Source organism: Lysinibacillus sp. NPDC093688 (genome assembly GCF_050280145.1).
Lineage (GTDB): Bacteria > Bacillota > Bacilli > Bacillales_A > Planococcaceae > Lysinibacillus > Lysinibacillus xylanilyticus_B.
In genome coordinates this window covers 57,932-84,902 of record NZ_JBNNUX010000019.1, presented here as the reverse complement: position 1 = coordinate 84,902, position 26,971 = coordinate 57,932, and the positions used below count along the sequence as shown (strand labels likewise).

General features: G+C 38.3%; 26 protein-coding genes. 24 read left to right on the top strand and 2 right to left on the bottom strand.

All coding sequences use genetic code 11. From position 1 onward, the window contains the following. Window positions 1–241: 241 nt before the first annotated feature. Together rsmD and coaD are read left to right on the top strand one after the other, a co-directional pair. On the top strand, window positions 242–793 hold the full coding sequence (gene rsmD, locus ACQKN2_RS15650; RefSeq protein ID WP_323645303.1) for a 16S rRNA (guanine(966)-N(2))-methyltransferase RsmD: 552 nt from the start codon (window positions 242–244) through the stop codon (window positions 791–793). Between the two features lie 130 nt (window positions 794–923). Then, complete coding sequence (gene coaD, locus ACQKN2_RS15645; RefSeq protein WP_427415767.1) at window positions 924–1,412, top strand: pantetheine-phosphate adenylyltransferase; 489 nt, start codon at window positions 924–926, stop codon at window positions 1,410–1,412. 143 nt (window positions 1,413–1,555) lie between these two features. On the opposite strand, the gene ACQKN2_RS15640 is transcribed toward coaD, so the two are convergent. After that, entirely contained in the window at window positions 1,556–2,455 is a 900-nt protein-coding gene (locus tag ACQKN2_RS15640; protein ID WP_427415766.1) for a hypothetical protein, read from the bottom strand. Window positions 2,456–2,574: 119 nt separating this feature from the next. On the opposite strand from ACQKN2_RS15640, the gene ACQKN2_RS15635 reads away from it, so the two are divergent. After that, window positions 2,575–3,621 (top strand): SepM family pheromone-processing serine protease, encoded by a 1,047-nt coding sequence (locus ACQKN2_RS15635; RefSeq protein ID WP_427415765.1) that lies wholly within the window; start codon window positions 2,575–2,577, stop codon window positions 3,619–3,621. A gap of 689 nt (window positions 3,622–4,310) precedes the next feature. On the opposite strand, the gene ACQKN2_RS15630 is transcribed toward ACQKN2_RS15635, so the two are convergent. Beyond that, window positions 4,311–5,522 (bottom strand): nucleotidyltransferase, encoded by a 1,212-nt coding sequence (locus ACQKN2_RS15630; RefSeq protein WP_427415764.1) that lies wholly within the window; start codon window positions 5,520–5,522, stop codon window positions 4,311–4,313. Between the two features lie 203 nt (window positions 5,523–5,725). On the opposite strand from ACQKN2_RS15630, the gene ACQKN2_RS15625 reads away from it, so the two are divergent. The 21 genes from ACQKN2_RS15625 to ftsZ all read left to right on the top strand — a co-directional run bounded on the left by ACQKN2_RS15625 (window position 5,726) and on the right by ftsZ (window position 26,739). Continuing rightward, window positions 5,726–6,259 (top strand): YceD family protein, encoded by a 534-nt coding sequence (locus tag ACQKN2_RS15625; RefSeq protein WP_427415763.1) that lies wholly within the window; start codon window positions 5,726–5,728, stop codon window positions 6,257–6,259. A 24-nt stretch (window positions 6,260–6,283) separates the two neighbouring features. Further along, window positions 6,284–6,457 carry a 50S ribosomal protein L32 gene (gene rpmF, locus ACQKN2_RS15620; RefSeq protein WP_010858320.1) on the top strand — a complete coding sequence of 58 codons (174 nt, stop codon included), beginning with the start codon at window positions 6,284–6,286 and terminating at the stop codon, window positions 6,455–6,457. 163 nt (window positions 6,458–6,620) lie between these two features. Beyond that, window positions 6,621–7,388 carry an enoyl-CoA hydratase/isomerase family protein gene (locus ACQKN2_RS15615; RefSeq protein ID WP_323645298.1) on the top strand — a complete coding sequence of 256 codons (768 nt, stop codon included), beginning with the start codon at window positions 6,621–6,623 and terminating at the stop codon, window positions 7,386–7,388. Between the two features lie 110 nt (window positions 7,389–7,498). Continuing rightward, window positions 7,499–7,876, top strand: coding sequence for a transcriptional regulator (locus ACQKN2_RS15610; protein ID WP_427415762.1), 378 nt, complete (start codon window positions 7,499–7,501; stop codon window positions 7,874–7,876). Window positions 7,877–8,266: 390 nt separating this feature from the next. Continuing rightward, window positions 8,267–9,169: a ketopantoate reductase family protein gene (locus tag ACQKN2_RS15605; protein WP_427415761.1), complete on the top strand. Its 903-nt coding sequence runs from the start codon at window positions 8,267–8,269 to the stop codon at window positions 9,167–9,169. Further along, a complete protein-coding gene (locus ACQKN2_RS15600; protein ID WP_427415760.1) occupies window positions 9,166–9,561 on the top strand; it encodes a DUF3397 domain-containing protein in 396 nt (131 codons plus the stop codon). The genes ACQKN2_RS15605 and ACQKN2_RS15600 overlap by 4 nt, the downstream gene beginning before the upstream one ends. Before the next feature lie 458 nt (window positions 9,562–10,019). Further along, the gene (gene bshC / locus ACQKN2_RS15595; RefSeq protein ID WP_427415759.1) at window positions 10,020–11,636 is read left to right on the top strand and encodes a bacillithiol biosynthesis cysteine-adding enzyme BshC; all 1,617 of its coding nucleotides are present in this window, start codon (window positions 10,020–10,022) and stop codon (window positions 11,634–11,636) included. 252 nt (window positions 11,637–11,888) lie between these two features. Beyond that, complete coding sequence (gene mraZ / locus ACQKN2_RS15590; RefSeq protein WP_068983256.1) at window positions 11,889–12,320, top strand: division/cell wall cluster transcriptional repressor MraZ; 432 nt, start codon at window positions 11,889–11,891, stop codon at window positions 12,318–12,320. Between the two features lie 59 nt (window positions 12,321–12,379). Continuing rightward, window positions 12,380–13,330 (top strand): 16S rRNA (cytosine(1402)-N(4))-methyltransferase RsmH, encoded by a 951-nt coding sequence (gene rsmH / locus ACQKN2_RS15585; protein ID WP_427415758.1) that lies wholly within the window; start codon window positions 12,380–12,382, stop codon window positions 13,328–13,330. Beyond that, window positions 13,331–13,699, top strand: coding sequence for a cell division protein FtsL (gene ftsL2 / locus ACQKN2_RS15580; protein WP_427415757.1), 369 nt, complete (start codon window positions 13,331–13,333; stop codon window positions 13,697–13,699). After that, entirely contained in the window at window positions 13,696–15,909 is a 2,214-nt protein-coding gene (locus tag ACQKN2_RS15575) for a penicillin-binding protein (protein WP_427415756.1), read from the top strand. The genes ftsL2 and ACQKN2_RS15575 overlap by 4 nt, the downstream gene beginning before the upstream one ends. Window positions 15,910–15,956: 47 nt before the next feature. After that, entirely contained in the window at window positions 15,957–17,873 is a 1,917-nt protein-coding gene (locus ACQKN2_RS15570) for a stage V sporulation protein D (protein WP_427415755.1), read from the top strand. A gap of 124 nt (window positions 17,874–17,997) precedes the next feature. After that, on the top strand, window positions 17,998–18,969 hold the full coding sequence (gene mraY / locus ACQKN2_RS15565; protein ID WP_427415754.1) for a phospho-N-acetylmuramoyl-pentapeptide-transferase: 972 nt from the start codon (window positions 17,998–18,000) through the stop codon (window positions 18,967–18,969). Further along, complete coding sequence (gene murD, locus ACQKN2_RS15560) at window positions 18,966–20,315, top strand: UDP-N-acetylmuramoyl-L-alanine--D-glutamate ligase (protein ID WP_427415753.1); 1,350 nt, start codon at window positions 18,966–18,968, stop codon at window positions 20,313–20,315. Before mraY ends, murD begins: the two co-directional genes overlap by 4 nt. Window positions 20,316–20,355: 40 nt before the next feature. Beyond that, window positions 20,356–21,435: a putative lipid II flippase FtsW gene (gene ftsW / locus ACQKN2_RS15555; protein ID WP_427415752.1), complete on the top strand. Its 1,080-nt coding sequence runs from the start codon at window positions 20,356–20,358 to the stop codon at window positions 21,433–21,435. A gap of 20 nt (window positions 21,436–21,455) precedes the next feature. Further along, entirely contained in the window at window positions 21,456–22,277 is an 822-nt protein-coding gene (locus ACQKN2_RS15550; RefSeq protein WP_427415751.1) for a cell division protein FtsQ/DivIB, read from the top strand. Further along, a complete protein-coding gene (locus ACQKN2_RS15545) occupies window positions 22,255–22,983 on the top strand; it encodes a DUF881 domain-containing protein (protein ID WP_427415750.1) in 729 nt (242 codons plus the stop codon). Before ACQKN2_RS15550 ends, ACQKN2_RS15545 begins: the two co-directional genes overlap by 23 nt. Before the next feature lie 70 nt (window positions 22,984–23,053). Then, window positions 23,054–23,773, top strand: coding sequence for a DUF881 domain-containing protein (locus ACQKN2_RS15540; RefSeq protein ID WP_427415749.1), 720 nt, complete (start codon window positions 23,054–23,056; stop codon window positions 23,771–23,773). A gap of 3 nt (window positions 23,774–23,776) precedes the next feature. After that, window positions 23,777–24,148: a small basic family protein gene (locus tag ACQKN2_RS15535; protein WP_323645284.1), complete on the top strand. Its 372-nt coding sequence runs from the start codon at window positions 23,777–23,779 to the stop codon at window positions 24,146–24,148. Window positions 24,149–24,244: 96 nt separating this feature from the next. Continuing rightward, complete coding sequence (gene ftsA / locus ACQKN2_RS15530) at window positions 24,245–25,528, top strand: cell division protein FtsA (protein ID WP_427415748.1); 1,284 nt, start codon at window positions 24,245–24,247, stop codon at window positions 25,526–25,528. A gap of 53 nt (window positions 25,529–25,581) precedes the next feature. After that, entirely contained in the window at window positions 25,582–26,739 is a 1,158-nt protein-coding gene (gene ftsZ / locus ACQKN2_RS15525) for a cell division protein FtsZ (protein WP_323645282.1), read from the top strand. The last annotated feature ends 232 nt before the right edge of the window (window positions 26,740–26,971 follow it).

Genomic DNA, 26,971 nt, shown 5'->3' with positions numbered 1-26,971 from the left:
GTGCGAAAGCGAAGCGACAGCAACAATGTTTTATCTGTGCGAAAGCGAAGCGACAGCAACAATGTTTTGTCTGTGCGAAAGCGAAGCGACAGCAACAATGTTTTATCTGTGCGAAAGCGAAGCGACAGCAACAATGTTTTGTCTGTGCGAAAGCGAAGCGACAGCAACAATAAACAATAACAATTACAATTACGCCAAGGCGAAATTGTTATATGGAATAAGAAAGTACGGTGATTTGCCTATGAGAGTTGTAGCAGGAGAACGTAAAGGGATGCCGTTAAAGGCGATTGTAGGAAATACGACAAGACCTACAACTGATAAAGTTAAGGAATCCATCTTTAATATTATTGGTCCATTCTTTGATGGAGGTATAGCACTCGATTTATTTGCAGGGAGCGGTGGCTTAGGGATCGAATCTTTAAGTAGAGGAGTTGAGCACGCCGTTTTTATTGAAAAGGATGCAAAGGCGTTCCAAGTACTACAGGAAAACATAAAGAAATGTCGTTATGAGGATTGTTCTGAGCTCTTTCGTATAGATGCGAAGCGTGCTGTGAAAGCGCTATTAAAACGTGATATTACGTTTAAATTAGTCTTTTTAGACCCGCCATATCATCACAAAGAATATTATGACTTAGTGCAGATTCTTGTCGACAATGATAAAATTCAACATGATGGCGTTATTTTATGTGAGCATGCAAAAGAAGTAGAATTACCACAGAGGTTTGGGGACTTTGTATTAAAAAGACAAGAAACATATGGCGGAACGATTATATCCGTTTATCTTCATTCGTAGGGTATCCCAATACCCACTGAATAGAGGAACTCAGGCTAAGAGCTTCACATCCTGCGAAAACGCCAGAGTGGCTAACATCATGCTGCCAAGGTGAAATTGATCGTTAAACAAAAGAAAGAGGGAGAATAGGTTGTCAGAGAAAATTGCTGTAGTTCCTGGGAGTTTTGATCCTGTGACATATGGTCACTTAGATATTATTAAACGGGCGGCAGATGTATTTGACACAGTTTATGTTGCTGTTTTAAATAATTCGTCCAAGCAGCCATTATTTTCAGTAGAAGAGCGTATGGCATTAATGGCTGAAGTGACTAAAACATTGCCTAATGTACGTATTGAAAGTTCATCTGGGCTATTAATAGACTATGCGAAAGAAAAAAAAGCAAAAGCAATTGTCCGTGGTTTACGTGCTGTTTCGGATTTTGAATACGAAATGCAAATTACTTCGATGAACCGTTTTCTTGATAAAAACATTGAAACGTTTTTCATCATGACAAAAAATCAATATTCATTCTTAAGCTCAAGCATTGTCAAAGAGGTTGCGAAATACGGTAGTGATGTTAGCGAGCTTGTACCTGCTTGTGTTGTAGAAGCTTTAAAAGAAAAATATGGTTTTATCTAAAAAGAGGATGTCTTAATTTTAAGACATCCTTATTTTATTTGGTAAAAAAATGATTTGAATGATTGAATTCCTCTACGATGCTTGCTCCTGAGTTAGTTTGCCGTCACTTCAATAGAGGAATATGTGGTGATGCAAACGATTATTTATTTTAAGAAAAAAAGAGCATAAATAGTAGGTACAATGATTATGCTAAGTAGGCGGAATTTTATATAGGGTCGAACGGAAAGTTTAGCTGATTTCGCAATAACGAAAATTTGTAAATGAATGCTTATACTTTGCATAGTTAACAACATAACGACAAGAAACGGTAAAAATGAAAGATTGGGAAAGGCTGAGACGGTCATTTTAAGACCATTTGTCACTTCAAGAATTGCGGCTATGGAAAGCTCAATTGTATAGGGAAGTTTAGGGATCAGTGAATCAAGGCCTTGCTGGACAATCGTCTGGATGGTAGTGAAAAAAATTATTGTCGTTCCAACTAATAGTATTGTTGGTGCTGTTTCTTTTATGCTTTCAGAGAATGGTGCTGTATACAAAGGTGTATTGTGAATGGAGATGCTAGGAGGATCTGTTTTACGAAATAAAAAGTAACCAGTAATTAAACAGCAAATATTAAAACTATGTAGTAAACATAAAAACAACCATCCGAACGTATTACTGTGTAATAAATCAAGGCTTACAAAGCCTAGCACGAAAAGAGGGCTTGGTGCATGACATACGGCTAATAAAAAATTTGCTTCTTTACCGTGTAATTGCCCACTGTTTTTTAAGTAAACAATTGTTGTTGCTCCAGACGGATACCCTCCGAGTGCGCTAATAATGTAGGCTTGTACGTATATAGAAGCTCTTTTTGTTTTCGTGCGCATAGGAGCCGTTAAACGGAGAAGCCATTGCGTTAAAATAAGGTAAGGTAATAAATACGGGAATAGAGCATCCATAAAAAGATTTAAACCTAAATCAGTACCAGTATGAGCTGTTTGTGGGAATAACAAGAGTAATAGAATAAGAACTATGCAAATCGCTATTTGAATTGTCGCATACATGTTATCATCTCGTTTCAACTTTTTGTCATTCACATAGGCAAATGCTAAAATCAATATATGTAAAAAAGGCAAAAACATGAACGTATGGTTTTGCAAGCGTCCTAGGAGGTGTTTTTCTAATGAAGAAAAAAATTAGTATTTATGCAGTGTTATTAGTCGTGATTTGTTTTTTAATGTTATACCGACTAGACGCTTATATTATGAAGCCTGGAAGTGCTTATGATGTCAGTGAATTTGTTAACGTTGAAAATAGCCACACGAATGATAAAGGTTCCTTGAGTTTAATGACGGTGGCTATGCAGCAAGCTACGCCTTTTTCGTATCTTTGGGCAAAAACTCAAAAATACCAAAAATTAATGGATATTTCCCAAGTTCGAAATCCGTTAGAGGATGAAGAGGAATATAATGTTCGACAGCTTAAATTAATGTCTGATTCTCAATTTAATGCAAAGTATGTAGCTTTTCAGAGAGCTGGCCTTCAAACAAAAATTCTTTTTAATGGTGTTTTTGTATTAAATGTCCTTGAGGGCGGTGCTTCGGAAAATTTATTAAAAGCTGGTGACGAGATTATTGAAGTTGATGGACAAAAAATTAGAAACCAACAAATGCTTGTAGATCTTTTAAAGCCAAAGCAGCTTGGAGATAAAGTGACAATTCAATTTATACGTAATAAAAAAGAACAAGAGGTAACGATTACATTAAAGGAAATCCCTAGATCTGAAGAAACAAGGGCTGGTTTAGGTATTTCTTATGCTGAAAATAAATCTATTGAAACAAATCCCGATGTGTCTATGAAAACTGAGGATATTGGCGGTCCGTCTGCTGGACTAATGTTTACTTTAGAAATTTTAGACCAACTTCTCGAAGAAGATTTAACGAAAGGCTATGCGATTGCTGGGACAGGGGAGATGCTAGTTGATGGCTCTGTTGGAAGAATTGGAGGAATAGACTATAAAGTCATTGCTGCTGATCGTGATGGTATGGAAATCTTTTTCGCACCAGATGATGAAATTACTCCAGAAATGAAAGCTAAATATCCTGAACTGGAATCCAATTATGCTACAGCAGTAAAGACTGCGAAAGAAATTAAAACAAAAATGAAAATAGTTCCGGTTAAAACTGTAGATGATGCAATCGAATATTTAAAACAGTTACAGCCGAAATAAGAAAATAAAAAAGATGCCAGAAGAATTTCTGGCATCTTTTATAGTGTGGAAAAAATAATGGGAATGTTGTTGTGTTTTAAATGAAAGTGATTTCCGTTCCAAGCTACACGCTTTTTTTTGGGGGGCTTCCTCCTCTTTTACGGAACATTCGCTTTGTGACGAAAGCAAAGCGACAGGAGCACTCGAGTAGCTTTCTTCTTTCAATCAAGGATAGCGTAGAACTTTTATGAATTTATGTATTTCAAAAGTCAATGCTATAGCTAATCACAATAATCGAATAGGAGAGACTGGTAACAATAACGTTAATTTACATCTGCTGTTGTTTCCCTTTGCACAAATCATTTATTGTTTCTGAAGTTGTGCTTTATCACTATAAATTAGAGAGCAATATAAATACATTTTCAGCGAAGTGGTTGATTGTAGTGGAGACTGGGCGACTCCTTGGGGATTAGCGATAGAGGAACGAAGGCTAAAACCATCACATCCTGTGATAACGCCTTCGTGACCAACATCCTGTTGGCCCGAGACCCTGCAGCGAAGCGAAGCGGCTCATCGGACGCCCCCAGGAAAGCGCCCAGTCGGAACGGAAATCAACCCCTCGTTTTGCTTAAGAGCTAACCTGTGATACCTTTCACATAAAAAGATGCCAGAAAAATTTCTGGCATCTTTTTATTATGATCTGGCATTGCTTAAAAACGAATCGGTGGTGTTTGATAATCTTTAGGCAAACTTTGCTCTTTTGTTCTTTGTTCAATACTTAAATTGTATACCTCTGCAGCATGAATATCTACAGCAAGCATAGCGTCATCCATAGCTGCAACGCGACTGATTAAAGGTAAAGGTATGTCTTTTTTATGCATGCCCAAATAGGCTTGTCCCTTCTTACTCATCCCAAGTAAACGTATACTAGATGGAGCGTCAAAGCTTTGCAACTGTTCCTTTGTAAACCCAGTATAAATGTGTGTGAGCATACGTTGAAGTCGTGTCCAAGTATAGCGTTTGGATTTAATTTTCTCCATAAAGCTACCGAATGAATGACTCGTTTTCGCTGCTTTAATAAGAGCATTCTCAATGCCTTCTGTTACTTCGGCATAGCGGGTAAGTTCATTAGGTGTATGCCGAATAAGTGTAAACTGTAATAATGGCCAAAAAGCCTCCCAACTTGCAAATTCACCATATTTTCCATGCCAATCAGCTAAATGATCGAATGATGCTTTAGGTAGATAATCTTGCACATTTTGTAGAGCACTGGTTGTTGCTAGTGCTTTGCGTATTCCTGTGGCGCTAGCAATGGATGTACCCTCTTGTATAGCGTCGTGGTAACCTGCGACGATGCGAGGAATCGTTAAAGGTTTAATGTTACTACCTAGAGTCTTGGCAGCCTCAATATAGTGAAAACCAAGTATATTGTTCGGTTTTCCCAAATCAATGTATGCAGCAGGGAACTTTTGAGAAAGCTGTTCATAGGCGTAATGTAGACTTTTAGGATAGCTTGCACCCGTTTTAAGGCTTTCTTTAATAAGAACGTTATATTCAGTGCGGTGACTATTAATGAGCTGAAAGGTATTCATAAAGGGTTGAATGGAGCCATCTTCGCTTCCGAAAGCAAACGAATCGCAACCAATTCCAGATAGTAAGGAAATGGCTCCTTTTGCGAAATCAGTTGCAGGTGCTGTACTATATACGTAGGGTAGTTCAATGACAATATCGACACCACCTGCGAGAGCCATTTTTGTGCGTGTCCATTTATCGACCATGGCTGGTTCACCACGTTGCAAAAAATCTCCGCTCATGACAGCGATGACAATATCTGCTTGTGCTACTTTCTTCGCCTGTTCCAAATGATAGGCATGTCCATTGTGAAAAGGATTGTATTCAACAACTATTCCGACTGCTTGCAAATGTAAGCCCCCTTTATTCATATCATTTGCTTCTCGTTCTAAATAATTTGGAGCGTTATAGCTTATATAGAACGGTTTGGAGCAAATACACTTTTAATAATATATAATTATAGGTGGGTTTTATTGTGGTGACAAGAAATTATCTTGACATCTATTTTTACACATTATATAATCAACATTGTTGTCTCGAGGTGATTAAACGAATGAAATGGTCAATTCATCAATTATCTAAGTACCGCCAAAACGGGATGCCAATCGATGCCTATGTCCAGTTGGACGAGGTGATGGAGCGAAACCAGGATATTCGAGCAATTTCGCCCGTTCATGTAAAAGGGCTATGTACTTTCGGTGCATCGCAAATGACATGTCAGCTAACTGTGACAGCGACGTTAACACTTCCATGTGCACGCACGTGGGAAGATGTTGAGTTTCCTATCGAAGTTGAGACAGTTGAAATTTTCAGCTGGGTTGACGAAGAAAATCGTGGGGAAGATGCCGGAGATATTCACTACATAGTTGGTGATGTAATCGACATGAAGCCGGTTCTTGAGGAGTTAGTGCTTCTCGAAGTACCTCTGCAATTGTTCAAGGAGAATACCGAAGGGCAAGTGCACGGTGGTAAAAACTGGTCTTACGCAACAGATGAAGACGTTGAGCTACACAAAAAAGCTGACGAAAAAAAAGTGGATCCAAGACTGGCTGATTTAGCTAAGTATTTTGATCAAACAGACGAATAAACGATCTGTAAGGAGGTGCCATCAATGGCTGTACCATTTAGAAGAACTTCTAAAACTGCAAAAAGAAAGCGTCGTACGCATTTCAAACTATCTGTACCTGGTATGGTAGCTTGCCCAAACTGTGGTGAAGCAAAATTATCACACCGTGTTTGCAAAGCTTGCGGACAATACAAAGGTAAAGAAGTAGTAAGCAAATAATTCAGTGTTTGCTCACGTCAAAGGCTAGTAAAGAGACCATGGCTCTTTACTAGCCTTTTTGTTGACTAGAAAAGACGGAATCTTTCGGCAATAACGAAAAGATATATAGTACTATAATAATTGTATGATACAATTTATCCATCGGGACAAAGGGGGAAATAGTATGGCTTATATAATTGATAACAAAGATGGTATTATGACGTTTACGATTGATCGGGAAGAAAAAAGGAATGCGGTTAATGATGAGGTTATGGATGGGCTGCAAGAAGTCATTACATATATTAGACATCATGATGATGTCCGTTTTTTAGTCGTGACGGGTGCAGGAGATAAATCATTTTGCTCGGGGGGCGATTTATCTGAATTTCATTCGCTCGAAACAGAGGATGAAGCGTTCGGGATGTTGAGTAAGATGGGCAAAATATTATATGACCTTGCAACTTTGCCTGTGCCAACGATTGCGTTAATTAATGGAACAGCAGTTGGTGGAGGTTGTGAGATTGCAACAGCTTGCGATTTTCGTCTAGTGGCAAATCATGCGAAATGTGGTTTTATACAGGGGACATTAGCAATTACGAGCGGCTGGGGAGGCGGTACATACTTATTCGAACGTGGGTTACGCCATGATCGTGCAATGAAGATGCTAGTCGATGCGAAGCCTTATCCAGCGGAATTACTATATGAAATTGGCTGGGCAATGCGCGTTTTTGAAGGTTCAAAAGAAGTGGCATTGAATGATTTTATCGAACATATGCGTAAAATTCATCCTTCTGTTCATAAGGCTTATAAAGAAATTGAGCTTCGAAAGTGGCGTGAGCGTAATATGTATGAACGTGTTATGGAGGAAGTTCGTACATGTGCGAAATTGTGGGAAAGCGAAGCTCACCACGAGGCAGTTGCTAATTTCCTAGCAAAGAAAAACAATAAATAATGTATAACGGCAGTGATTATAACAAAACATAATCACTGCCTTTTTTATTTCGATGATTCTATTTTGCTCGCCCATGCATATAGTAGTAAAAAATGCGAGGGTGATAGATTATGGAATTGAAAAAAAGAAAAGATCAATGGACAAAGGAAGACGATGAAAGATTAGCAGAAATCGTGTTGCATAATGTGCAAAATGGCAAAACACAGCTAGAGGCTTTTGAAATGGCTGCTACTGAACTAGGTCGTACAAAACAAGCATGTGGTTTCCGTTGGAATAAAACATTACGTGGTCAATATAGTCAGTCACTACTAGCTGTACGAAATCAGCCGCAACAATCTATGCGAAGCCATTTGAAATTGGCATTAACAAGTTTCGATGAATTAACAGAGGCCTATCAAAGTCTCGAAATAAGACACCGTGAATTACAAAATGATCATGAAAAACTAGTGAAATGGTTACAGCAAGGATATTCTTTAATGAAAGATTGAAATAAGGAAGCAGATGAAAGTTACAAGTGCTGTAGAGTAAGTTACTTAGAAAGAATGTAAGTTTGATTAAAACATAATGCTGTGCTAAGTGGTATTTCATCCATCATTAACGGGCAGTAATTTATCTGTACCGAAAGCGAAGCGTCAGGTACAAAAAGTTTCACTTTATATATTTATAAACACTTAGCCAATCCTGTATAATAAAAGAACCTGCATAGGAGGTGCCTTAGAATGATTTCTAAGGCACCTCCTTCTGTAAAGAGGGACAAAATGGATTGTATAATGATGGACGGTAGCGTCTGATTCCGGACGCATATGCTGAGGCATAATTGATGAGGGCGTTCCCTTGTGTTTGATCGTCCATTGTAAATGGGGGAGGTGTGATGTATTGTGGGTGTAGCGATTATTGGTGCTGGAGCTGTAGGTCAGTTAACGGCAAGTTTTATAGCTGAGTCTGGTATGTCTGTAACGTTGGTGGCAAGAAGGCAGGGACAAGTAGATGAACTTCGTGCGAAGTATTTAACACGAGTGAATGTTGATGGAACGAAAACTGTACAAAAAGTTGCTTCAACTACGAAATTAGAGGAACTACCACGACAAGATTTAATTGTAATTGCTGTTAAATACGGTCAATTACAAGAGCTTTACAAACAATTATCTGCGTTACCGAGCACGGTATCGTTGTTGTTTATGCAAAATGGTTTAGCACATTTTGACGAGGCACTACGTTTGCCGCAAAAGAATATTGCCTTTTGTTCTGTATCCTTCGGGGCTCAATTGATCGATCAGACGACTGTACAACATAGAGGTGTAGGTGCTTGTAAAATTGCGATAGAGCGAGGTAATAGTGATGCATTTAACGATTTGTTACAACTAAGAAATTCCTTATATCCAGTTGAACTAGTTGCTAATGCGGAACAAATGTTATTTGAGAAAGCTGTATTCAACTGCTTGATTAATCCATTGACGGCTATACTGCAAGTGAAGAATGGAGAGTTAGTAACGAATAAGCAAGCTTTTCTATTAATGCAAACTCTCTATCGAGAATTAACGGATGCTTTTGAAGGCATAGAACAAGCTATACCTTTTTTCAAGGTGATAGACTTATGTGAAAAAACAGCAAGTAATACATCTTCTATGCTAGCGGATCGGATGCAAGGGAGAAAAAGCGAAATTGACACGATTGTAGGAGTAATACTAGAAAAAGCTCTAGCAAATGGTCACGATTTGCCAACTTTACGTACTTTATATCACCAAGTACTTGCGATAGAGGAGAGCGGTGAAAGACGTTGAAAGATTTTTTACATATTATGATAAGTATCATTATTTTTTGTCCAATCCTCCTTTTTGTGATTGTTTATTTATTTAGTCGAAAGGTTAAAATTCGAGGCACTCATGCTATCGGAGTGGCATCGGACGTGACAACATTGTGTTTGTTTTTTTCAGTGCCACTAGCAATTAGGGTGCTTTGGAATGTCAATGTTAGCGCACTATTAGTAACACTGGCAGTAGTGATGGCAATAATTTTTACATATATTGATTGGCGAACGAAAAAGGAAATTGAAGTAAAATCGCTACTTAGAAAAATTTGGCGCTTTCAATTTTTAGTACTAAGTGCGGCGTATATTGTTATTTGTTTAGTAGGTGTTATTCGATCTGTTTTAGAATATTTACAGGCAGCCTAAGCATTTTCTTTTCATGTTGAAGCCATAAGCGTTAAAATAATAGCATTATAAATTGTTTTTTTAGTAATAACTCTAAATGTGCAAAAAATATGAAGTAAAATTGCAAAGTATTCAAGCATTTGACGACGTTTCTGAATGTTTGTTGGAAAATGTCGTTTTAAACTTTCTATGGATAAATTGCATAATAAGTATTTAAGGAATTTATCAGGCGTGTTGATGGGGGAGTTATAGGTTTATTATTGACTGAAAGGTTTTTTGTTGATGTTTGCTAATATATGCCCATTTAAACTGATTGTAACGTAGGGCTACTTGACTCCCACGGGAAAGCGAGTAGCCCGTAGCGGAAATCGGAGCCTTAGGATGGAAAAATGGTTTATCAACACCCCGAGAATTTATTTTATTTCAAATTTGCTTATTAAAGAGTAAGAACATGATTTAGGTAGAGGAGTTTGTGTTAAATGAAACTGGAGTCAATCCAAGTACCCATAAAAAATCGTTTGCTAGCAGATTATTGGTCACCGAATACTGCCATCCATGAATTTTTTGAATACGAATACAACGATAAATCTTTTGAAAAACGTGCGCAATATCTAGATCAGCATGCGAATGATCAAAAAGAATTAACAGCCATCATACGTCAATTTATGGAGCCGCTTGGTATTTCAAAGAAAGCGAATGAACATTTGCAGCAACTAGAGCAAGGAGCTGTTGCGGTTGTTGGTGGGCAACAAGCCGGTATCTTAACGGGCCCTCTTTACTCGGTGCATAAGGCAATTTCGGTTATTACATTAGCGAAAGAGCAAAGTGTAAAGCTACAGCGACCGGTTGTTCCTGTTTTTTGGATAGCTGGAGAAGATCATGATTTAGAGGAAATTAACCATACGTATACAGTGCGTGGTGTAGATATTAAAAAACGTGCATACGGTGAACGCTCGAGACGTAAAACAATGGCTTCTGAAACAAGAATAAACAAAGAATCCATGACGCAATTAATAAATACTATTGTGAAGGATATGGGTGAAACAGAATTCACTGAAATGCTTGTTAAACAATTAGTAGATACTCTTAATAAGAGTGACACGTTTACGGACTTCTTTGCGCAACTTATGAACCACTTGTTTAAAGATGAAGGTTTATTGATGATTGATGCAGCGGACTTTAAATTCCGTCAATATGAAAGTAGGAATTTTACTCGTATCATTCATAAAAATGAAGAAATTGCTAGAGTGGTAACGGAGAGGGAAGTGGAGCTTGAACGTGCAGGCTATGGTAAGCCTATTTTGGCAACAAACGAAGCGGCCAATTTATTCTATGTAGAAGATGAAGAGCGTCATCTTTTAGAAAGAAAAAATCAGCAATTTGTCAATCTAGCTGCAAATATCAAGCTTTCTCATGAAGAAGTTTTAAAAATTGCTGAAGAACATCCTGAGCAGTTAAGTAATAACGTAGTGACGCGTCCGTTGATGCAGGAAATGACTTTGCCTGTGCTAGCATTTGTTGGTGGACCAGGGGAGCTTGCCTACTGGGCGACATTGAAGGATGCATTTTCGGTATTAGGCTTACAAATGCCAATTTTTGCTCCGCGTCTTCATATCACACTTGTCACACGTCGCGTAGAACAACTTCTACGTGAATATTGTTTGGATGTTGCTGAAGTTTGGGATGGTAAAGTGTTGCAGCTTAAAGAACAGTATGTTGCTGACGTACAGGATATTGAAGCGAAGCGCCAAATTCAAACGATGCAACGAGAGCTTTTAGAAAAATATGATGCACTTCAACTTTATTTAGAAGAGCAACATCTGTTATTAGATAAAATACTTGAGAAAAATAAAGAGAATCACCTAAAGCAATTTGAGTATTTACAGCAAAAGGTTGAACAAACTGTTCTTAACAAGCATGAAACGACGATCCGAAAATTTATGACGCTACAAAATGAGCTGTATCCAAATGAAGGATTCCAGGAAAGAACTTATAGTCCGTATCAATATTTAAATGAGTTTGGACCTAAGTTAATTACTGAAATGCTGAAACAAAATTATAGCGTTGGCAATCATCACTATATAATTTATTTATAATCCAATATTTGTATCTTTATACCTAATTAATAATTTGATACAATGTGAATTTGATGGGAAATGTCGATATATATAGTAAATAGAGAGCTATCCTACTAAGGATAGCTCTTTTTTTGATTCATTTAGCATGGATTCAATAATTGGTAAAAGGTCTAATCACACATTAATTGTTATAATGTCAAGTTTTTTTTAAAAAAAGTGGAGGAAAGTGGGGGGATGTGGTACATTATTTAATAAAGTGGGGTGAATAGCATGTTCATGGGAGAATATCAACACTCTGTTGATGCAAAAGGACGATTGATCGTGCCCGCAAAATTTCGTGAAGCCTTAGGTGAAACGTTTGTTGTAACACGCGGACTTGATAATTGTTTATTTGGCTATCCTATGGATGAATGGCGAAAACTCGAAGAAAAATTAAAGGGCTTACCGATGACCAAAAAAGATACACGTGCATTTGCAAGGTTTTTCTTTTCTGGAGCAACGGAAGTAGAGATAGACAAGCAGGGGCGCATTAACATTCCTTCAACTCTTATGCAGCATGCACATCTTGTGAAAGAATGTGTAGTGTTAGGAGTTTCGAATCGGATTGAAATATGGGCGAAAGATGCTTGGGAGACTTACTTTAGTGAGTCGGAGCAATCCTTTAATGAAATTGCAGAAAATATGATTGGCTTTGATTTTTAACTTTTTTTGACACTTAAGTGTCAGCTGTATGAAGTTAAGGCCTGAGGGGAGCGAGTGGTATGTTCGATCATACAACCGTGTTATTAAGAGAAACAGTTGATGGGTTGAACATCGATCCTGATGGTGTGTATGTGGACTGTACGTTAGGTGGGGCAGGACACAGTGAATATTTAGTACAACAATTATCTGAAAAAGGGCGTTTAATTTGCTTTGATCAAGATATGACAGCTATTAATAATGCAAAAATTCGATTGGCACCATATATTGAACGTGTGACATTTGTCCATTCGAATTTCCGTTATTTAAAAGAAGAGCTATTAGCGATTGGTATTGAGCAAGTTGATGGTGTTTTATATGATTTAGGCGTATCTTCACCACAGCTTGATACACCAGAACGAGGCTTTAGTTATCACCATGATGCACCTTTAGATATGCGCATGGATCAAACGGCACAACTTACTGCATTTCATGTCGTGAATGAATGGGCATATGAAGATTTAGTACGTATATTTTTCCGTTATGGAGAAGAGAAATTTTCAAAGCAAGTTGCTCGTAAAATCGAAGAGGCACGTAAGGTAGCGCCAATCGAAACAACCAGCCAACTTGTAGAACTTATTAAAGAGGGTATTCCAGCAGCGGCTCGCCGTAAAGGTGGACATCCAGCGAAGCGCATATTCCAGGCAATACGAATTGCTGTTAACGATGAGCTAGGCGCGGCAGAGGATTCATTAGTCGATGCGATTGATATGATAAACGTAGGTGGACGCATTAGTGTCATTACGTTCCATTCATTGGAGGACCGCCTATGCAAGACTATTTTTAAGGAAGCGTCATCATTACCGGAATTACCACCAAATTTACCAGTGATTCCTGATTACATGAAGCCAACTTTAAAGCTTATCACGAGAAAGCCGACCGTTCCTTCTGATGAAGAACTAGCCGTAAACAATCGCGCTCGTTCAGCAAAGCTTAGAGTGGTAGAAAAAATTAACGACAAAGGGAGTGAGTAAATGGCAGCAGTTCGTGTAAGGCAGCACCAGCAACAACAAGTGCAACAACCGAAAACACCCCCTAGTCCACAACCCACTATCAAACGTCGTAAAAAAACGAACCAGAAGTTTGAAAAAACAATGCTAATTGCTTTAGTTAGCATTATCGCTGTAATGTCAGTACTAGTGTTAAATAAGCAAGCAGCCATTCAGACAACCAGCATGGACATTCAAAAAATCGAAACTGAAGCAGATGAGATTACTAAAAAGAATGTAGACTTGACAGTTCAAGTAAGTGAACTGTCTACATACGAAAACACATTGAAAAAAGCTAAAGAACTCGGTTTAACTCAAAATGAGAAAAGTGTAAAGGTAGTGCCGGGAGAATGAAAAAAAAGAGATTTCGATTCCAATGGGGAGCCTTTCTATTATTTATTTTTTATGGAGGGCTCTTTTTTCTATTGTTCACGAGAATGGTGACGTTACAGGCAACAGGTGAAGTGGAAGGTCAAGAGCTTGCGGCAAAGGCAGCAGCGAAATATAGTAAAGAAAGTGTAATAACAGCAAATCGGGGAAAGATTTATGATGCAAATGGTCAAGTCATTGCGGAGGATACACTTAGTTATCGATTAATCGCAATCGTCAATCAAAAAGCTACGACGGATGCAAAAAAACCTCGACATGTAGTAGATCCAGAAAAAACTGCAAAAATATTAGCAGAATATATTTCAATGGACGAAAAAGCAATCTATAAACAGCTTACTAGAGTAAAAAATGATGGCGAAAAGCCTTATCAAGTTGAATTTGGCGCTGCGGGCCGTGGATTAAGTCATGAGACGATGAGTAAAATCAAAGAGAAGAATTTACCAGGGATTTTATTTGTAAACGATTTAAAACGTTATTATCCAAATGGTATCTTTGCCTCGCACTTAATTGGTTTCGCACTAAAAGAGGAGAATAAGGATGGTACGTTCACGACAAAAGGGAATATGGGTCTGGAGCTTACCTACAACAAAGAACTAACCGGAAAAGACGGTAAAGTAGAATACGAGACAGATGCCTTCAGTTATTTATTACCGAATAGTGAAAAAATGGTGACACCCGCAAAAGACGGTAATGACATTTATTTAACAATTGATAAAACAATTCAAAGTTTTTTAGAGGAAGCGATGACGGCGGTTGAAAAAGAGTATAACCCTGAATCGATGACAGCTGTTGTGGCAAATCCAAAAACCGGTAAAATCCTAGCGATGACTCAACGACCTACGTTTAATCCTGATACACGTGAGGGCGATAATATGAAGTGGCTGAACGAGGCTATTGAAGAGACCATAGAACCAGGCTCAACGATGAAAACGTTCACACTCGCTTCTGCTATTGATACAGGGGTTTGGGAACCGAATGCGTTGTATCCGTCAGGTCAATACAGAGTCCTTGATCGTGTAATTAAAGATTACAATAAAGTTGGTTGGGGGTATATTTCTTATTTACAAGGCTTCCAACGTTCATCCAATACCGCAATGGCACATTTATTAAAGCTTATTGGTGAGGATGACTTTTTTAAATATTTAGATCGATTTGGGTTTGGTAAAAAAACAGGTATTGATTTACCAAATGAAGCATCGGGAAAACTTTTATCGAAATATCCAGTAGAACGAGTGACAACAACGTTCGGTCAAGGTTCTACGGTAACTCCGATTCAATTAATTCAAGCATTGACAGCGATTGCGAATGACGGGAAAATGATGCAACCGTATGTGATAGATCGTATTGTTGACCCTTCAACAGGAAAAACGATTAAAAAGCATGAGCCGGTTGTAAAGGGACAACCAGTTTCAGCCGACACAGCGAAGCAAGTAAAAGAAATTCTTGCCTCTACGTTAACAGTTAAGGATGGTACGGCGAAGGACTTTATTCTTGATGAATATGAAGTTGCAGGGAAAACAGGTACTGCCCAAATTCCTTTAGGAAATGGTAGGTATTCATGGGGGTCAAATGAATTCCTGTATTCTTTCTTAGGGATGGCTCCTGTAGATGACCCTCAGCTCATTATGTATGTCTCAGTAAAAAGGCCAAAGTTAAAGGGTGATGCTGGTTCTATACCAGTTTCAAAAGTATTTAACCCAGTTATGTTAAATAGTTTAAAGTATTTAAATGTAAATCCTGAAGATGTACAGCATGTTGACAATACAAAAATACAGGATTACACAGGTAAAAGTGCTGAAGCTATACAAGTAGAGCTTCAAAATGATGGTCTGAAGCCAATTATTGTTGGTAGTGGCGGTAAAATTATTGACCAATATCCAAAAGGTCCACAAAAGCTTGTGAAAGGTAATTTTGTGTTTTTAAAGACAGCAGGCGATGTAGTACTGCCAGACTTCACCAGTTGGTCATTGCGTAATGTACTTGCTTTTAAGGCATTGGCAGATTTAGAAATTGAAGTCGTTGGAGAGGGCTTTGTAGCTAGTCAGAGTGTCTCGGCAGGTACTGTAATCTCAGATCGTTCACCGATTGTTGTGAAGCTGAAAACGCCAGCTGAAAGCTTTATCAAAGAAGTAGAGACCCCATCTGAGGGTGAAACAGAATTAAACACTGAATAGAAGCCCACTTTATTTCATACGTTGTAAAAAACAAGGTGTGATGTCGAATGAAGTGGATTTCTATCCATTCCAAAAAGCGATTGCGTATTTTATACGTATTGTTTATGTTTGTAGCCGTTGCGATTATTATTAGGCTTTTCTTCTTGCAAGTAATAGATCAAAAAGAATTGACAAAGAAAGCCGAAGAGAATTGGGACCGAGAAATTCCTTTTGCCAATGAGCGAGGGCATATTACTGACCGTAAGGGGAAAAATATTGTTACAAATAAGCTTGCACCAACTTTATATTTCATGCCTTCTCAAAGTAAGGATATTGAAGGGGCAGCGGCAAAAATTGCACAGGTTTTGGGCGTAGATGAACAAAAGCTTTTGGGAAAAATGAAGAAGAAAGAATATTTAGTAAAACTGGCTCCTGAAGGAAAAAACATTCCTTATGAAAAAGCTGTGGAGTTACAAGGTATGCAGATTGAGGGATTATATAGTGGTGTCGATTATTCAAGAGATTATCCATATGGTACCCTACTATCTCGTTTTTTAGGCTTCACAGGCTATGATGCACAAGGTTTAGCGGGAATAGAATATGAATACGATAAGCTGTTACAGGCTAATTCTTCGGCCATACGAATCTTTACAGATGCGAAAGGGAATAATTTACCGAACGTAAAGAGCGCCTGGAAAGCTGGTGAAGATGGTGCAACGGTTGAGCTAACGATAGATGTAGATGTACAACAGGTCGTTGAACGTGAATTGTCACAGGCAATGAAGCGTTATGATGCCGACCAAGCAATGGCAATTGCTATGAATCCAAACACTGGCGAAATCTTAGCGTTAGCCTCAAACCCTACCTTCAATCCAGCAGAATACCAAACGGTAGAGCCTGCTATCTACAATCGGAATTTACCAGTTTGGATGACATATGAGCCTGGGTCAACGTTCAAAATTATAACCCTTAGTGCTGCTTTAGAAGAAGGTGTAGTGGATTTAGAGAAGGATACTTTTTATGATCCAGGCTATTCAATGGTTGCAGGAGCAAGGTTGCGTTGTTGGAAGCGTGAGGGTCATGGATCTGAAACCTTCCTTGAAGTTGTAGAAAATTCTTGTAACCCGGGCTTTATTGAATTAGGTCAGCGAATAGGTAATGAAAAACTACTACAGTATGTTAAAGATTTTGGTTTTGGTACAAAAACAGGCTCTAACATTGCTGGTGAAGCTTCAGGGATTTTATTTTCTAAGGAGGCTTTTGGACCTGTTGAGCAGGCCACAACGTCATTTGGCCAAGGGGTTGCCGTTACACCAATTCAACAAGTGCAAGCAGTAGCCGCAGCAATAAATGGGGGCAAGCTTTATACGCCATATGTTGTGAAGAAAGTTTTTAACCCTAATACTGGTGAAGCGATAAAAGAGACTAAACCGGAAGTTAAAAAACAGGTTATTCGTGAGGAGACGTCTGCAAAGGTTCGGGGTGCATTAGAATCTGTTGTCGCAAAGGGCTCAGGACGTCAAGCTTACCGAGATGGATTACGAATCGGCGGCAAAACAGGTACGGCACAAAAGGTAGAGAATGGCCGTTATAAAGACGGCGAATATATCGTATCGTTTATTGGCTTCGCACCTGCGGATAATCCGCAAATTGTCGTTTATGTAGCAGTAGATAACCCGAAAAAGGGAACACAGTTTGGTGGTGTGATAGCAGCTCCAATCGTTGGTCAAATTATTGAGGATGTTGCACCTTTTGTTGGCATTGAAAAATCGAAGGAACAGCTGGAAAAGGATTATCGTTGGGGTGACCCAATCACTGTGAAGGTACCAAGTTTTATTGGTCAAACGAAGGACGATATTGCCAAGCAACATTATCCATTCCGCATTGAATGGCATGGAGAAGGGACTAAAATTGGCAATCAACTGCCTGAAGAGGATAGTGTTATCAAACAAGATGGCACCATTCATCTTTATTTAGAAAACTAATTAACTTTACCTTTAAAAAATGGGAAAGAACCACTATTATTATGAAGGGTAGTAATAAATACATGAAAGTTTGTGCTTTTTTCTTCAAGAAGAAAGTGAAACAAGATTTAAAGGAGATTTATCAATGAAACTCGCAACAACGCTTACCATTTTAGCTCTTGCTTTTATAGTAACAGTTATCCTGGCACCAATCAGTATTCCACTTCTTCGCCGATTAAAATTCGGTCAAAGTATTCGTGAAGAGGGACCAAAATCCCATATGAAGAAAGCTGGTACTCCAACAATGGGTGGCATTATTTTCTTAATTGCCATTATCCTCACTACTGTTGGAGTAGGTAGCTATTTAGATTTATTTACAACACAAACCATCGTACTATTACTAGTATTAGTAGGGTTTGGGTTAATCGGCTTGTTAGATGATAGCTTAAAGGTTGTTTTTAAACGTAATTTAGGACTAACATCACTTCAAAAGCTTATTGGTCAAATTGTCATTGCAGTCTTGGCCTATTTCTTACTACATGGATCGTTTGATACATCACTTGTTATACCATTTACAGATTGGACGATTGATCTTGGTATTTTCTATGTAGCCTTTTTAATTTTCTGGTTAGTTGGCTTCTCAAATGCAGTGAATTTAACAGATGGCATAGATGGGCTTGTAGCGGGTACTGCGTCGATTGCTTTTGCAGCATTTGGTGTTATTGCTCTGTTCCAAGACCAAGCTGATATCGCCTTATTTACATTCGCAGTAACAGGTGCATTATTAGGCTTTTTACTTTTTAATGCGAATCCTGCAAAAGTGTTTATGGGAGATACAGGTTCGCTAGCATTAGGTGGAGCATTAGCCATGGTCTCTGTTTTAGAAAAAGCAGAATTCTTGCTGTTATTAATTGGATTAGTGTTTGTTATTGAAACATTATCCGTTATTTTACAGGTAGGAAGCTTCAAACTTCGTAAAAAACGTATTTTTAAAATGAGTCCTATTCATCATCATTTTGAATTATCAGGTTGGTCAGAATGGAAGGTAGTACTTGTCTTTTGGTCAACTGCTTTAGCAGTAGCATTGATTGGAGTTTTATCGGAGGCGTTCTTATGAGAAATTTTACAGATTTACAACATAAAAAAGTCCTTGTTTTAGGTTTAGCTAAAAGTGGTGTGGCTGCAGCTGAGATTTTACATGAGCTTGGCGCCTTTGTGACGGTTAATGATTCAAAACCATTTGACGAAAGCCCGGATGCGCAAGGCCTATTGCAAAAGGGGATTACAGTTATTTGTGGGCGTCATCCAGAAGATTTACTGGATGAAGGCTTTGAAATAGTTGTGAAAAATCCAGGGATTCCTTATAGCAACAAAATAGTAGCGGATGCAATAAGCCGTGGAATCCCCGTTTGGACAGAAATTGAGCTAGCTTATTTAATTAGTGAAGCGCCGTTTATCGGTATTACAGGATCAAACGGTAAAACAACTACGACAACATTAATTTTCGACATGCTGAATAACGATAGTTTAAAACCGTTAATTGCAGGGAATATAGGAACAGTTGCATGTGGTGTTGCAAGAGAAGCACAAAAGGATAATGTAATTGTTACAGAGTTATCATCTTTCCAATTAATGGGGACGAAAACGTTTAAGCCGAAGATTGCTATATTAACAAATCTTTATGATGCGCATCTTGATTATCATGGGACATTTGATAACTATGCAGAGGCAAAATTTGGTGTTACATGTAATCAAGATGAAAGCGATTATTTTATCTATAATGCCGATCAGCCAATTGTTGTTGGCTATGCAGCAAAATCAAATGCTAAAAAGGTACCATTTAGTTCTAATGGACGCACGGATGAAGGAATTAGTGCGGATGACACAACAATTTACTGGCAAGGTGAGCCGTATTTAGATCGAGCAAATATCGCTTTGCCTGGTAAGCATAACTTAGAAAATATTTTAGCAGCTGTCGCAGCTTGTATTTTAGTCGGCTGTGACAAAGCTAAAATGGTAGAAGTGTTAGCGAAGTTTGGAGGCGTTCGTCACCGTACTCAGTTTGTGCGTGAATGGAACGGACGCAAAATTTACAACGACTCCAAAGCAACAAACTGCTTAGCTACAAAAAGTGCTTTAGATGCATTCCAAGCACCTGTTATTTTACTTGCAGGTGGATTAGATCGAGGACATTCATTTGAAGAATTACGTCCATGCATGAGCCATGTGAAAGGTGTAGTTGCCTTTGGAGAAACAGGACTACGTTTTGTAGAATTTGCAAAATCATGTGGTGTACAGCAAACAGTCATTGCCCAAAACGTTGAGGATGCAGTACATTATGCGGCGCCGATGTCAGCAGAGGGCGATGTTATTCTGTTATCTCCGGCTTGCGCAAGCTGGGATCAATATGACAGCTTTGAAATAAGAGGCGATGTTTTTATTGATGCTGTAATGAAGCTGTAATGAGCCTGTAACTATTTTAGAATATACTTGACTTGGAAGGATGGCATTACTGAGAGGGAAAGAAAGCTATTTATTGCTCGTCACAACATTGATGCTTTCTATAATCGGCATTATTTTCGTCTATTCTGCAGGTACCTATTGGAGTGCCGTTCATTATAGTGGAAAAATGCCGTTTTATATGAAGCAAAGTCTATACTTTGCCGTAGCCATTGTAGTGTTTTTAATCACTATTCGATTAAATATTTTGAAAGAGCAGTCCTTTTGGAAAATGGCCTATATATTTTCGTTAATTTTACTAGTCCTTGTACTTATACCTGGAATTGGACTTGTACGAAATGGTTCTCAAAGCTGGATTGGTGTAGGTCCGTTAACAATCCAGCCAGCTGAGCTAACGAAAATTACCGTCATTGTATACATGAGCCATATTTTAGCACAGCATAAAACGGGTACGTCGGTTGTTAATTGGCGGCATGGGTTAATCTTATTATTGCCTGTTGTACTTATTATGCTACAGCCTGATTTTGGTTCAGTTTTTATTCTCGTTGTTTCTGTGTTTTTATTGTTTTTTGTGGCAGGGTATCCTTTAAAGCTTTATGCGATGTTTTTGATTGCTGGGACTGCTGGATTAATAGGCTTGATTGTTACAGCGCCATACCGACTAAAGCGGATTGAGGCATTTATTGATCCGTGGCTCGATCCTTTAGGAAGTGGGTTTCAGGCTGTACAGTCGTTAATGGCTATAGGTCCTGCTGGGATTTTCGGGCATGGCTTTGGACAAAGTAGGCAAAAGTTTTTATATTTACCAGAGCCACAAAATGACTTTATTTTCGCAATAATTCTTGAAGAGGTCGGATTATTTGGTGGACTTGTTATTTTAGCACTTTTCGTACTGACGATTTATGCAGGCTATAAATTTGCAGTGCGGGCTAAAACAAGAACATCTTATTACGCGATCATTGGACTTGTAACAATGTTGGCCGTACAAGCGTTTCTAAATATAGCAGTAGTGATTGGCTTAGTGCCTGTAACAGGTGTCACATTGCCTTTTATCAGCTATGGAGGAACATCTTTAGTAACAATGTGGCTAATAATAGGTATTATTTATCAATTAGCGAAATAAATATAAAGGAGGAGTACTTTTTGGAGAAGGTAATTGACATAGAAGATCGCATACCTACGCTAAAAAAGCGACGAAAAAAGCGTACAAATCGGAAATTTATAGTGCTAATATTACTTTTCTTTATCGTGTTAGCAGTACTCCTTTATTTTCAATCTCCTTACAGTAAAATCAACCAAATAACAGTCAACGGCGCTCGATTAGTAGAAGAAGAATATTATTTGAAGACAAGTTCTCTTGCAACTGGGAAGTCAATGTGGGGATTTAAAGAAGAAGAGGTAGAGAAATTATTACTAAAGGATAAATGGGTGAAAGAAGCACATGTTAAACGTAATTGGCTTCAAGGCGTGGCTATAGAAATTAAAGAATGGAAAAAGGTTGCGTACTTAGCTGGTGACGGTACTTATTATCCATTGCTTGAAAATGGTAAGCGCTTTGAACAAGCTGGAGATGAAATCCCGATTGATGCACCTGTATTTATCGGCATAACTGGCGAAAAGACAATTAAGAAACTTGTAAAGCAGTTAGCACAATTAAATCCTGAAGTACTAACACTCATTTCTCAAATCAATACGAACAGTAATAATACAAACCCTAATGCAATCAAGCTCTATATGAATGATGGCTATGAAGTTCGAGCTGTTATTCAAACATTAGCAGAAAAGCTAAATCATTACCCTTCGCTTGTGGCACAAATTTCAAATTTGGAGAAGGGGGTTATCGATTTAGAGGTCGGCTCGTATTATCGTCCTTTCAATAATGAGTACAACCAATCAGCTATTGATATAGATAACGATGCGGCCAACCAGGAAGTGGAAAAAGATGAACAACAAGAAAAAGAATAGCAAAGAAACTTTCTTATCAAGAAAACAATTTCAGTTGCTTATTGTTTGTGTAACTATGGGGTTTATCATTGGCTATTCCTACAACCAGGCAAAAGATAATCGAGATGCAGGTTCGACCGATCCAAAGCTTTTAGAGCAAGAGGATTCTTATCGTGAGGAGTTAATTGCACAACAAGAGCGCAATAAAGAATTATCAGAAGAAGCGAATGCTTTGGAGGGAAAAATTCGTAAGTATGAAAAATCATTCGTCGCTAGCAAAAAGGATTACACAAAGCTTGTTGAAGAGGCAGAGGATTTACGCTTGTTGTTAGGTGATTTGAATTCAGAAGGAAAAGGGATACGTATCACTCTTCAAGATGGTGATTACGATCCAAAGTCTGCAAATCCTAATGATTATATCGTGCATGAAAGCCATATTTTTAAATTGCTCAATGAGCTTAAAATTTCTGGCGCTCAAGCAATTGCTATTAATGGTCAACGTGTTTTGGCGAATTCTTATATACGCTGTAATGGGCCAGTCATTACGATTGATGGCAAGCAACATCCAGCTCCATTCATCATCGAGGCTGTAGGAAATTCAGCAACATTCAAAGCTTCCTTAAACTTAAATGGTGGCGTTGTGGATCAATTATTAAATGACAATATTATTGTATCATTAGAAGAAGATCAAAAGCTTACGATGCCAAAAGCAAAAGTAGAAAGTTAAACGATTTTTCTAATTCAAGATCTAAGGCGTAAATCTGTGAGGGGTTACGATACGTCTAGGAGGGGCTATTTTGAAAAAAAATATGTATACCCGAATAACGATCGTGCTATTTATTATCGGTTTGATGATAGCGGTACAATACAATACCATAAAGCAACCAGCTGAGCGAGATACACGAGATATTTGGGCCATAAGAGAGGAATTAGCAGAAGAAAAGCAAAGGCATTCCACATTATTAGCAGAAATTCGTTCACTTAATGAAGTAGTGGGTCGCTATGAGCAATCTGAGAAAGCAAATTTACAGTCGGCATTATATCAAACGCTGAATAGTTTAAAGCTACAGGCCGGGTTAACGGAAGTCACAGGGCCCGGAGTTGTACTGCGAGTTGAACCAGCGCCCGAATTAGTAGAAATGGGGTATGAAATCAAAGAAATTTCTCCTGATTTACTAACCCAATTACTAAATGCTCTGTTTAAAAACAATGCAGCGAGTGTCTCGATAGATGGAAATCGCGTTATCCAGACAACAGCCATTCGAGACATAAATGGAAAGACGACAGTGAACAGTGTACCACTGTCCGCACCACCCTTTGAAATTTATGTTGGGACAAGCTCATTTAAGGAAGCGCAAAAAATGTACAATTCATTACAGGCTTCCACATTTATTGATTCCTTTTATTTGGATAACTTTAATTTAATAATAGAGGAACCAACTGAGCATTTAACAATCCCAGCATTTGATCAGCCATTGACAAATGATTATTTAACAGAGGTGAAAAAAGGAGAATAATATATGTGGCTACCATTTTTAGGTTTGATATTTGGACTTGCCCTGGGCTTGTTAACAAATATACAAATACCCTCTATATATGAAAATTATCTGTCAATAGCTGTTTTAGCAGCCTTAGATACATTATTTGGCGGAATTCGTGCTCAATTACAGCAAGTATATGACGATAAAGTATTTGTATCAGGATTCTTTTTTAATATAATTCTGGCAGCGGGATTAGCCTTTTTGGGTGTGTATTTAGGAATAGATTTGTACTTAGCCGCCATTTTCGCTTTTGGAGTACGTTTGTTCCAAAATATAGCAATCATTAGGCGTATTTTACTAACTAGGTTAGATGAGAAACGTCATAAAAGGAATAAAAATTCCATAGAATGAGAGAAAAATTGAGCAAAATACTCGATTTGCTTAGACATTATGCCGAATTTACAATAGAATGAGAATAAGAGCATTTTTTCGAGGAGGTGCAGCGAATTGAATCAGCAAGATTTATATATTTCTCTTGATATAGGATCATCCTCTATCAAGGTATTAATAGGTGAAATGAGCGACGGTCAATTACATGTAATTGGGGTCGGAAATGTAAAATCGAATGGAGTTCGAAAAGGTGCAATTGTTGATATTGATGCAACAGTTCAATCTATTCGAAAAGCAGTAGAACAAGCTGAACGAATGACAGGATATCAAATTAATGAAGTCGTTTTAGGTGTTCCAGCTAACCAGACGATGTTACAGCAAGTTAAAGGTGTAGTCGCTGTAAATAGTGAAAATAGAGAAATTACGGATGATGATTTGGATAGAGTAGTAGAATCTGCACAAGTCATGTCAATACCTCCTGAACGTGAATTAGTGAATATTATTCCAAGACAGTTTATTGTGGATAATTTAGATGAGATTAAAGATCCACGAGGCATGATTGGCATTCGTTTAGAAATGGATGCCACAATGATTACTACTTCAAAAACACTTTTACACAATGTTCTACGTTGTGTAGAACGTGCAGGTCTAAGCATTCGAGAAATATATTTGCAACCATTAGCAGCAGGGTTTTTTGCATTATCGGAGGATGAAAAAAACCAAGGTACCGCTTTTGTTGATTTAGGAGGCGGTTCAACTACTATCACAGTATTCGAAGAGGGACTATTAACACATACAGGTGTCATTCCTATTGGTGGCGATCATATTACAAAAGATATTTCAATTGTCTTAAAAACACCAACAGAACAGGCAGAACAAATTAAACATCAATTTGGACATGCCTATTATGATGACGCATCTGATGAGGAACTCTTCGAAGTACCGGTGGTAGGGACAGATTCAACAGATCAGTACAGCCAGCGCTATATTTCAGAAATAGTTGGCGCTCGTTTGGAAGAACTATTTGAATTAGTCATTGACGAGTTAGCCCGTCTAGGTGTTAGAGATTTACCAGGCGGTGTTGTATTGACCGGGGGCGTTGCAAAGCTTGATGGTATTGCTCAACTGGCACGTCAGATTCTTCAAACTCGTGTTAGAATATATACACCTGACTATATTGGCGTTAGAGAGCCTTCATTTACGACGGCAGTTGGACTTATTCGTTACGCCTATTTAGAAGATGATTTTTATGGAAAAAGTACTAATACGCAGCCTATTGAATATGCAGTTGTAGGATCTCCTGCAGCCACACCTAAAAAGCAAGAATATGCTACACCTTCAGATCCAAAAGGAAGCGTAATCGGAAGAGCAAAAAAATTATTTGATAAGTTTTTTGATTAACTTGAATGCGTAATGAATGATACAGAGTCGAGTTACCGTGGGAGGAAAAAGAAATGTTAGAATTTGATACAAGTGTTGATCAACTTGCAGTAATAAAAGTTATTGGTGTTGGTGGCGGCGGTAACAACGCTGTCAATCGAATGATAGAACATGGTGTACAAGGTGTTGACTTTATCGCAGTAAACACTGATGCACAGGCGTTAAATTTATCGAAAGCAGAAATAAAGCTACAAATTGGTACGAAACTTACACGTGGATTAGGTGCAGGTGCAAATCCTGAAGTAGGGAAAAAAGCTGCAGAAGAGAGCCGTGAACAATTAGAAGAAGTTCTTCGTGGTGCAGATATGGTATTCGTTACAGCTGGTATGGGCGGAGGAACTGGTACTGGTGCCGCGCCAGTAATCGCACAAATTTCTCGCGATTTAGGAGCTCTTACAGTCGGTGTTGTAACGCGTCCATTTACGTTTGAAGGTCGCAAACGACAAACACAAGCTATCGGTGGTATCGGTGGCATGAAGGAGTCTGTTGATACTTTAATCGTTATTCCTAACGACAAGTTATTACAAATTGTCGATAAATCTACACCAATGCTAGAAGCATTCCGTGAAGCAGATAATGTTTTACGACAAGGTGTACAAGGTATTTCAGATTTAATTGCAACGCCAGGTCTTATTAACTTAGACTTTGCAGACGTAAAAACAATTATGTCTAACAAAGGTTCAGCGTTAATGGGTATTGGTATTGCTACAGGTGAAAACCGTGCTGCAGAAGCGGCTAAGAAAGCTATTTCAAGTCCTTTACTTGAATCATCAATTGATGGCGCTAAAGGTGTTCTTATGAATATTACTGGTGGCTCAAATCTTAGCTTATTTGAAGTACAAGAGGCTGCAGATATTGTAGCATCAGCATCAGATGAAGAAGTAAATATGATTTTCGGTTCTGTTATTAACGAAAATCTAAAAGATGAAATCATTGTGACAGTAATTGCGACTGGTTTCTCAGAGGAAGCTCTACAGCAACAGCGAAATACTTCACGACCAACGTTAAATACAAATAGACAAGCTACACAGCAACAGCAAGCTCCGATTCGTGAGCAACGTCAAGATGTGCATGTGCAGCAAGAACAACCACGTCAAAATCAACAAAATTATGTACAGGATGACACGCTAGAAGTACCAGCATTTTTACGCAATCGTAAAAATCGCGGATAAGTCAGCATCTGAACTTTAAAAAGCTCGTATTTTACATTATGTGAAATACGAGCTTTTTTTGTTGTAAAAAATCTATTATGTTATGAATGTTGTAGAGCTTTAAATGAGAATTGTTCTGTTCCAGGCTACTCGTTTTCCTTGGGGGCGAGCACCGAGCCACTTCCTCCATTGTGTTGTTGTTGCTGTCGCTACACTTTCGCACAGATAAAACATTTGCTGCCGCTTCGTTACA

Coding starts and splice junctions, on each gene's coding strand:
- mraZ (WP_068983256.1), top strand. CDS start 11,889: ATGTTCATGGGAGAATATCAACACTCTGTTGATGCAAAAGGACGATTG.
- ACQKN2_RS15535 (WP_323645284.1), top strand. CDS start 23,777: ATGTGGCTACCATTTTTAGGTTTGATATTTGGACTTGCCCTGGGCTTG.
- ACQKN2_RS15570 (WP_427415755.1), top strand. CDS start 15,957: ATGAAGTGGATTTCTATCCATTCCAAAAAGCGATTGCGTATTTTATAC.
- murD (WP_427415753.1), top strand. CDS start 18,966: ATGAGAAATTTTACAGATTTACAACATAAAAAAGTCCTTGTTTTAGGT.
- ACQKN2_RS15640 (WP_427415766.1), bottom strand. CDS start 2,455: ATGTATGCGACAATTCAAATAGCGATTTGCATAGTTCTTATTCTATTA.
- ACQKN2_RS15545 (WP_427415750.1), top strand. CDS start 22,255: ATGAACAACAAGAAAAAGAATAGCAAAGAAACTTTCTTATCAAGAAAA.
- ACQKN2_RS15625 (WP_427415763.1), top strand. CDS start 5,726: ATGAAATGGTCAATTCATCAATTATCTAAGTACCGCCAAAACGGGATG.
- ACQKN2_RS15615 (WP_323645298.1), top strand. CDS start 6,621: ATGGCTTATATAATTGATAACAAAGATGGTATTATGACGTTTACGATT.
- ftsL2 (WP_427415757.1), top strand. CDS start 13,331: ATGGCAGCAGTTCGTGTAAGGCAGCACCAGCAACAACAAGTGCAACAA.
- ftsW (WP_427415752.1), top strand. CDS start 20,356: ATGGCATTACTGAGAGGGAAAGAAAGCTATTTATTGCTCGTCACAACA.
- rsmH (WP_427415758.1), top strand. CDS start 12,380: ATGTTCGATCATACAACCGTGTTATTAAGAGAAACAGTTGATGGGTTG.
- rsmD (WP_323645303.1), top strand. CDS start 242: ATGAGAGTTGTAGCAGGAGAACGTAAAGGGATGCCGTTAAAGGCGATT.
- ACQKN2_RS15610 (WP_427415762.1), top strand. CDS start 7,499: ATGGAATTGAAAAAAAGAAAAGATCAATGGACAAAGGAAGACGATGAA.
- ACQKN2_RS15635 (WP_427415765.1), top strand. CDS start 2,575: ATGAAGAAAAAAATTAGTATTTATGCAGTGTTATTAGTCGTGATTTGT.
- rpmF (WP_010858320.1), top strand. CDS start 6,284: ATGGCTGTACCATTTAGAAGAACTTCTAAAACTGCAAAAAGAAAGCGT.
- ftsZ (WP_323645282.1), top strand. CDS start 25,582: ATGTTAGAATTTGATACAAGTGTTGATCAACTTGCAGTAATAAAAGTT.
- bshC (WP_427415759.1), top strand. CDS start 10,020: ATGAAACTGGAGTCAATCCAAGTACCCATAAAAAATCGTTTGCTAGCA.
- mraY (WP_427415754.1), top strand. CDS start 17,998: ATGAAACTCGCAACAACGCTTACCATTTTAGCTCTTGCTTTTATAGTA.
- ACQKN2_RS15575 (WP_427415756.1), top strand. CDS start 13,696: ATGAAAAAAAAGAGATTTCGATTCCAATGGGGAGCCTTTCTATTATTT.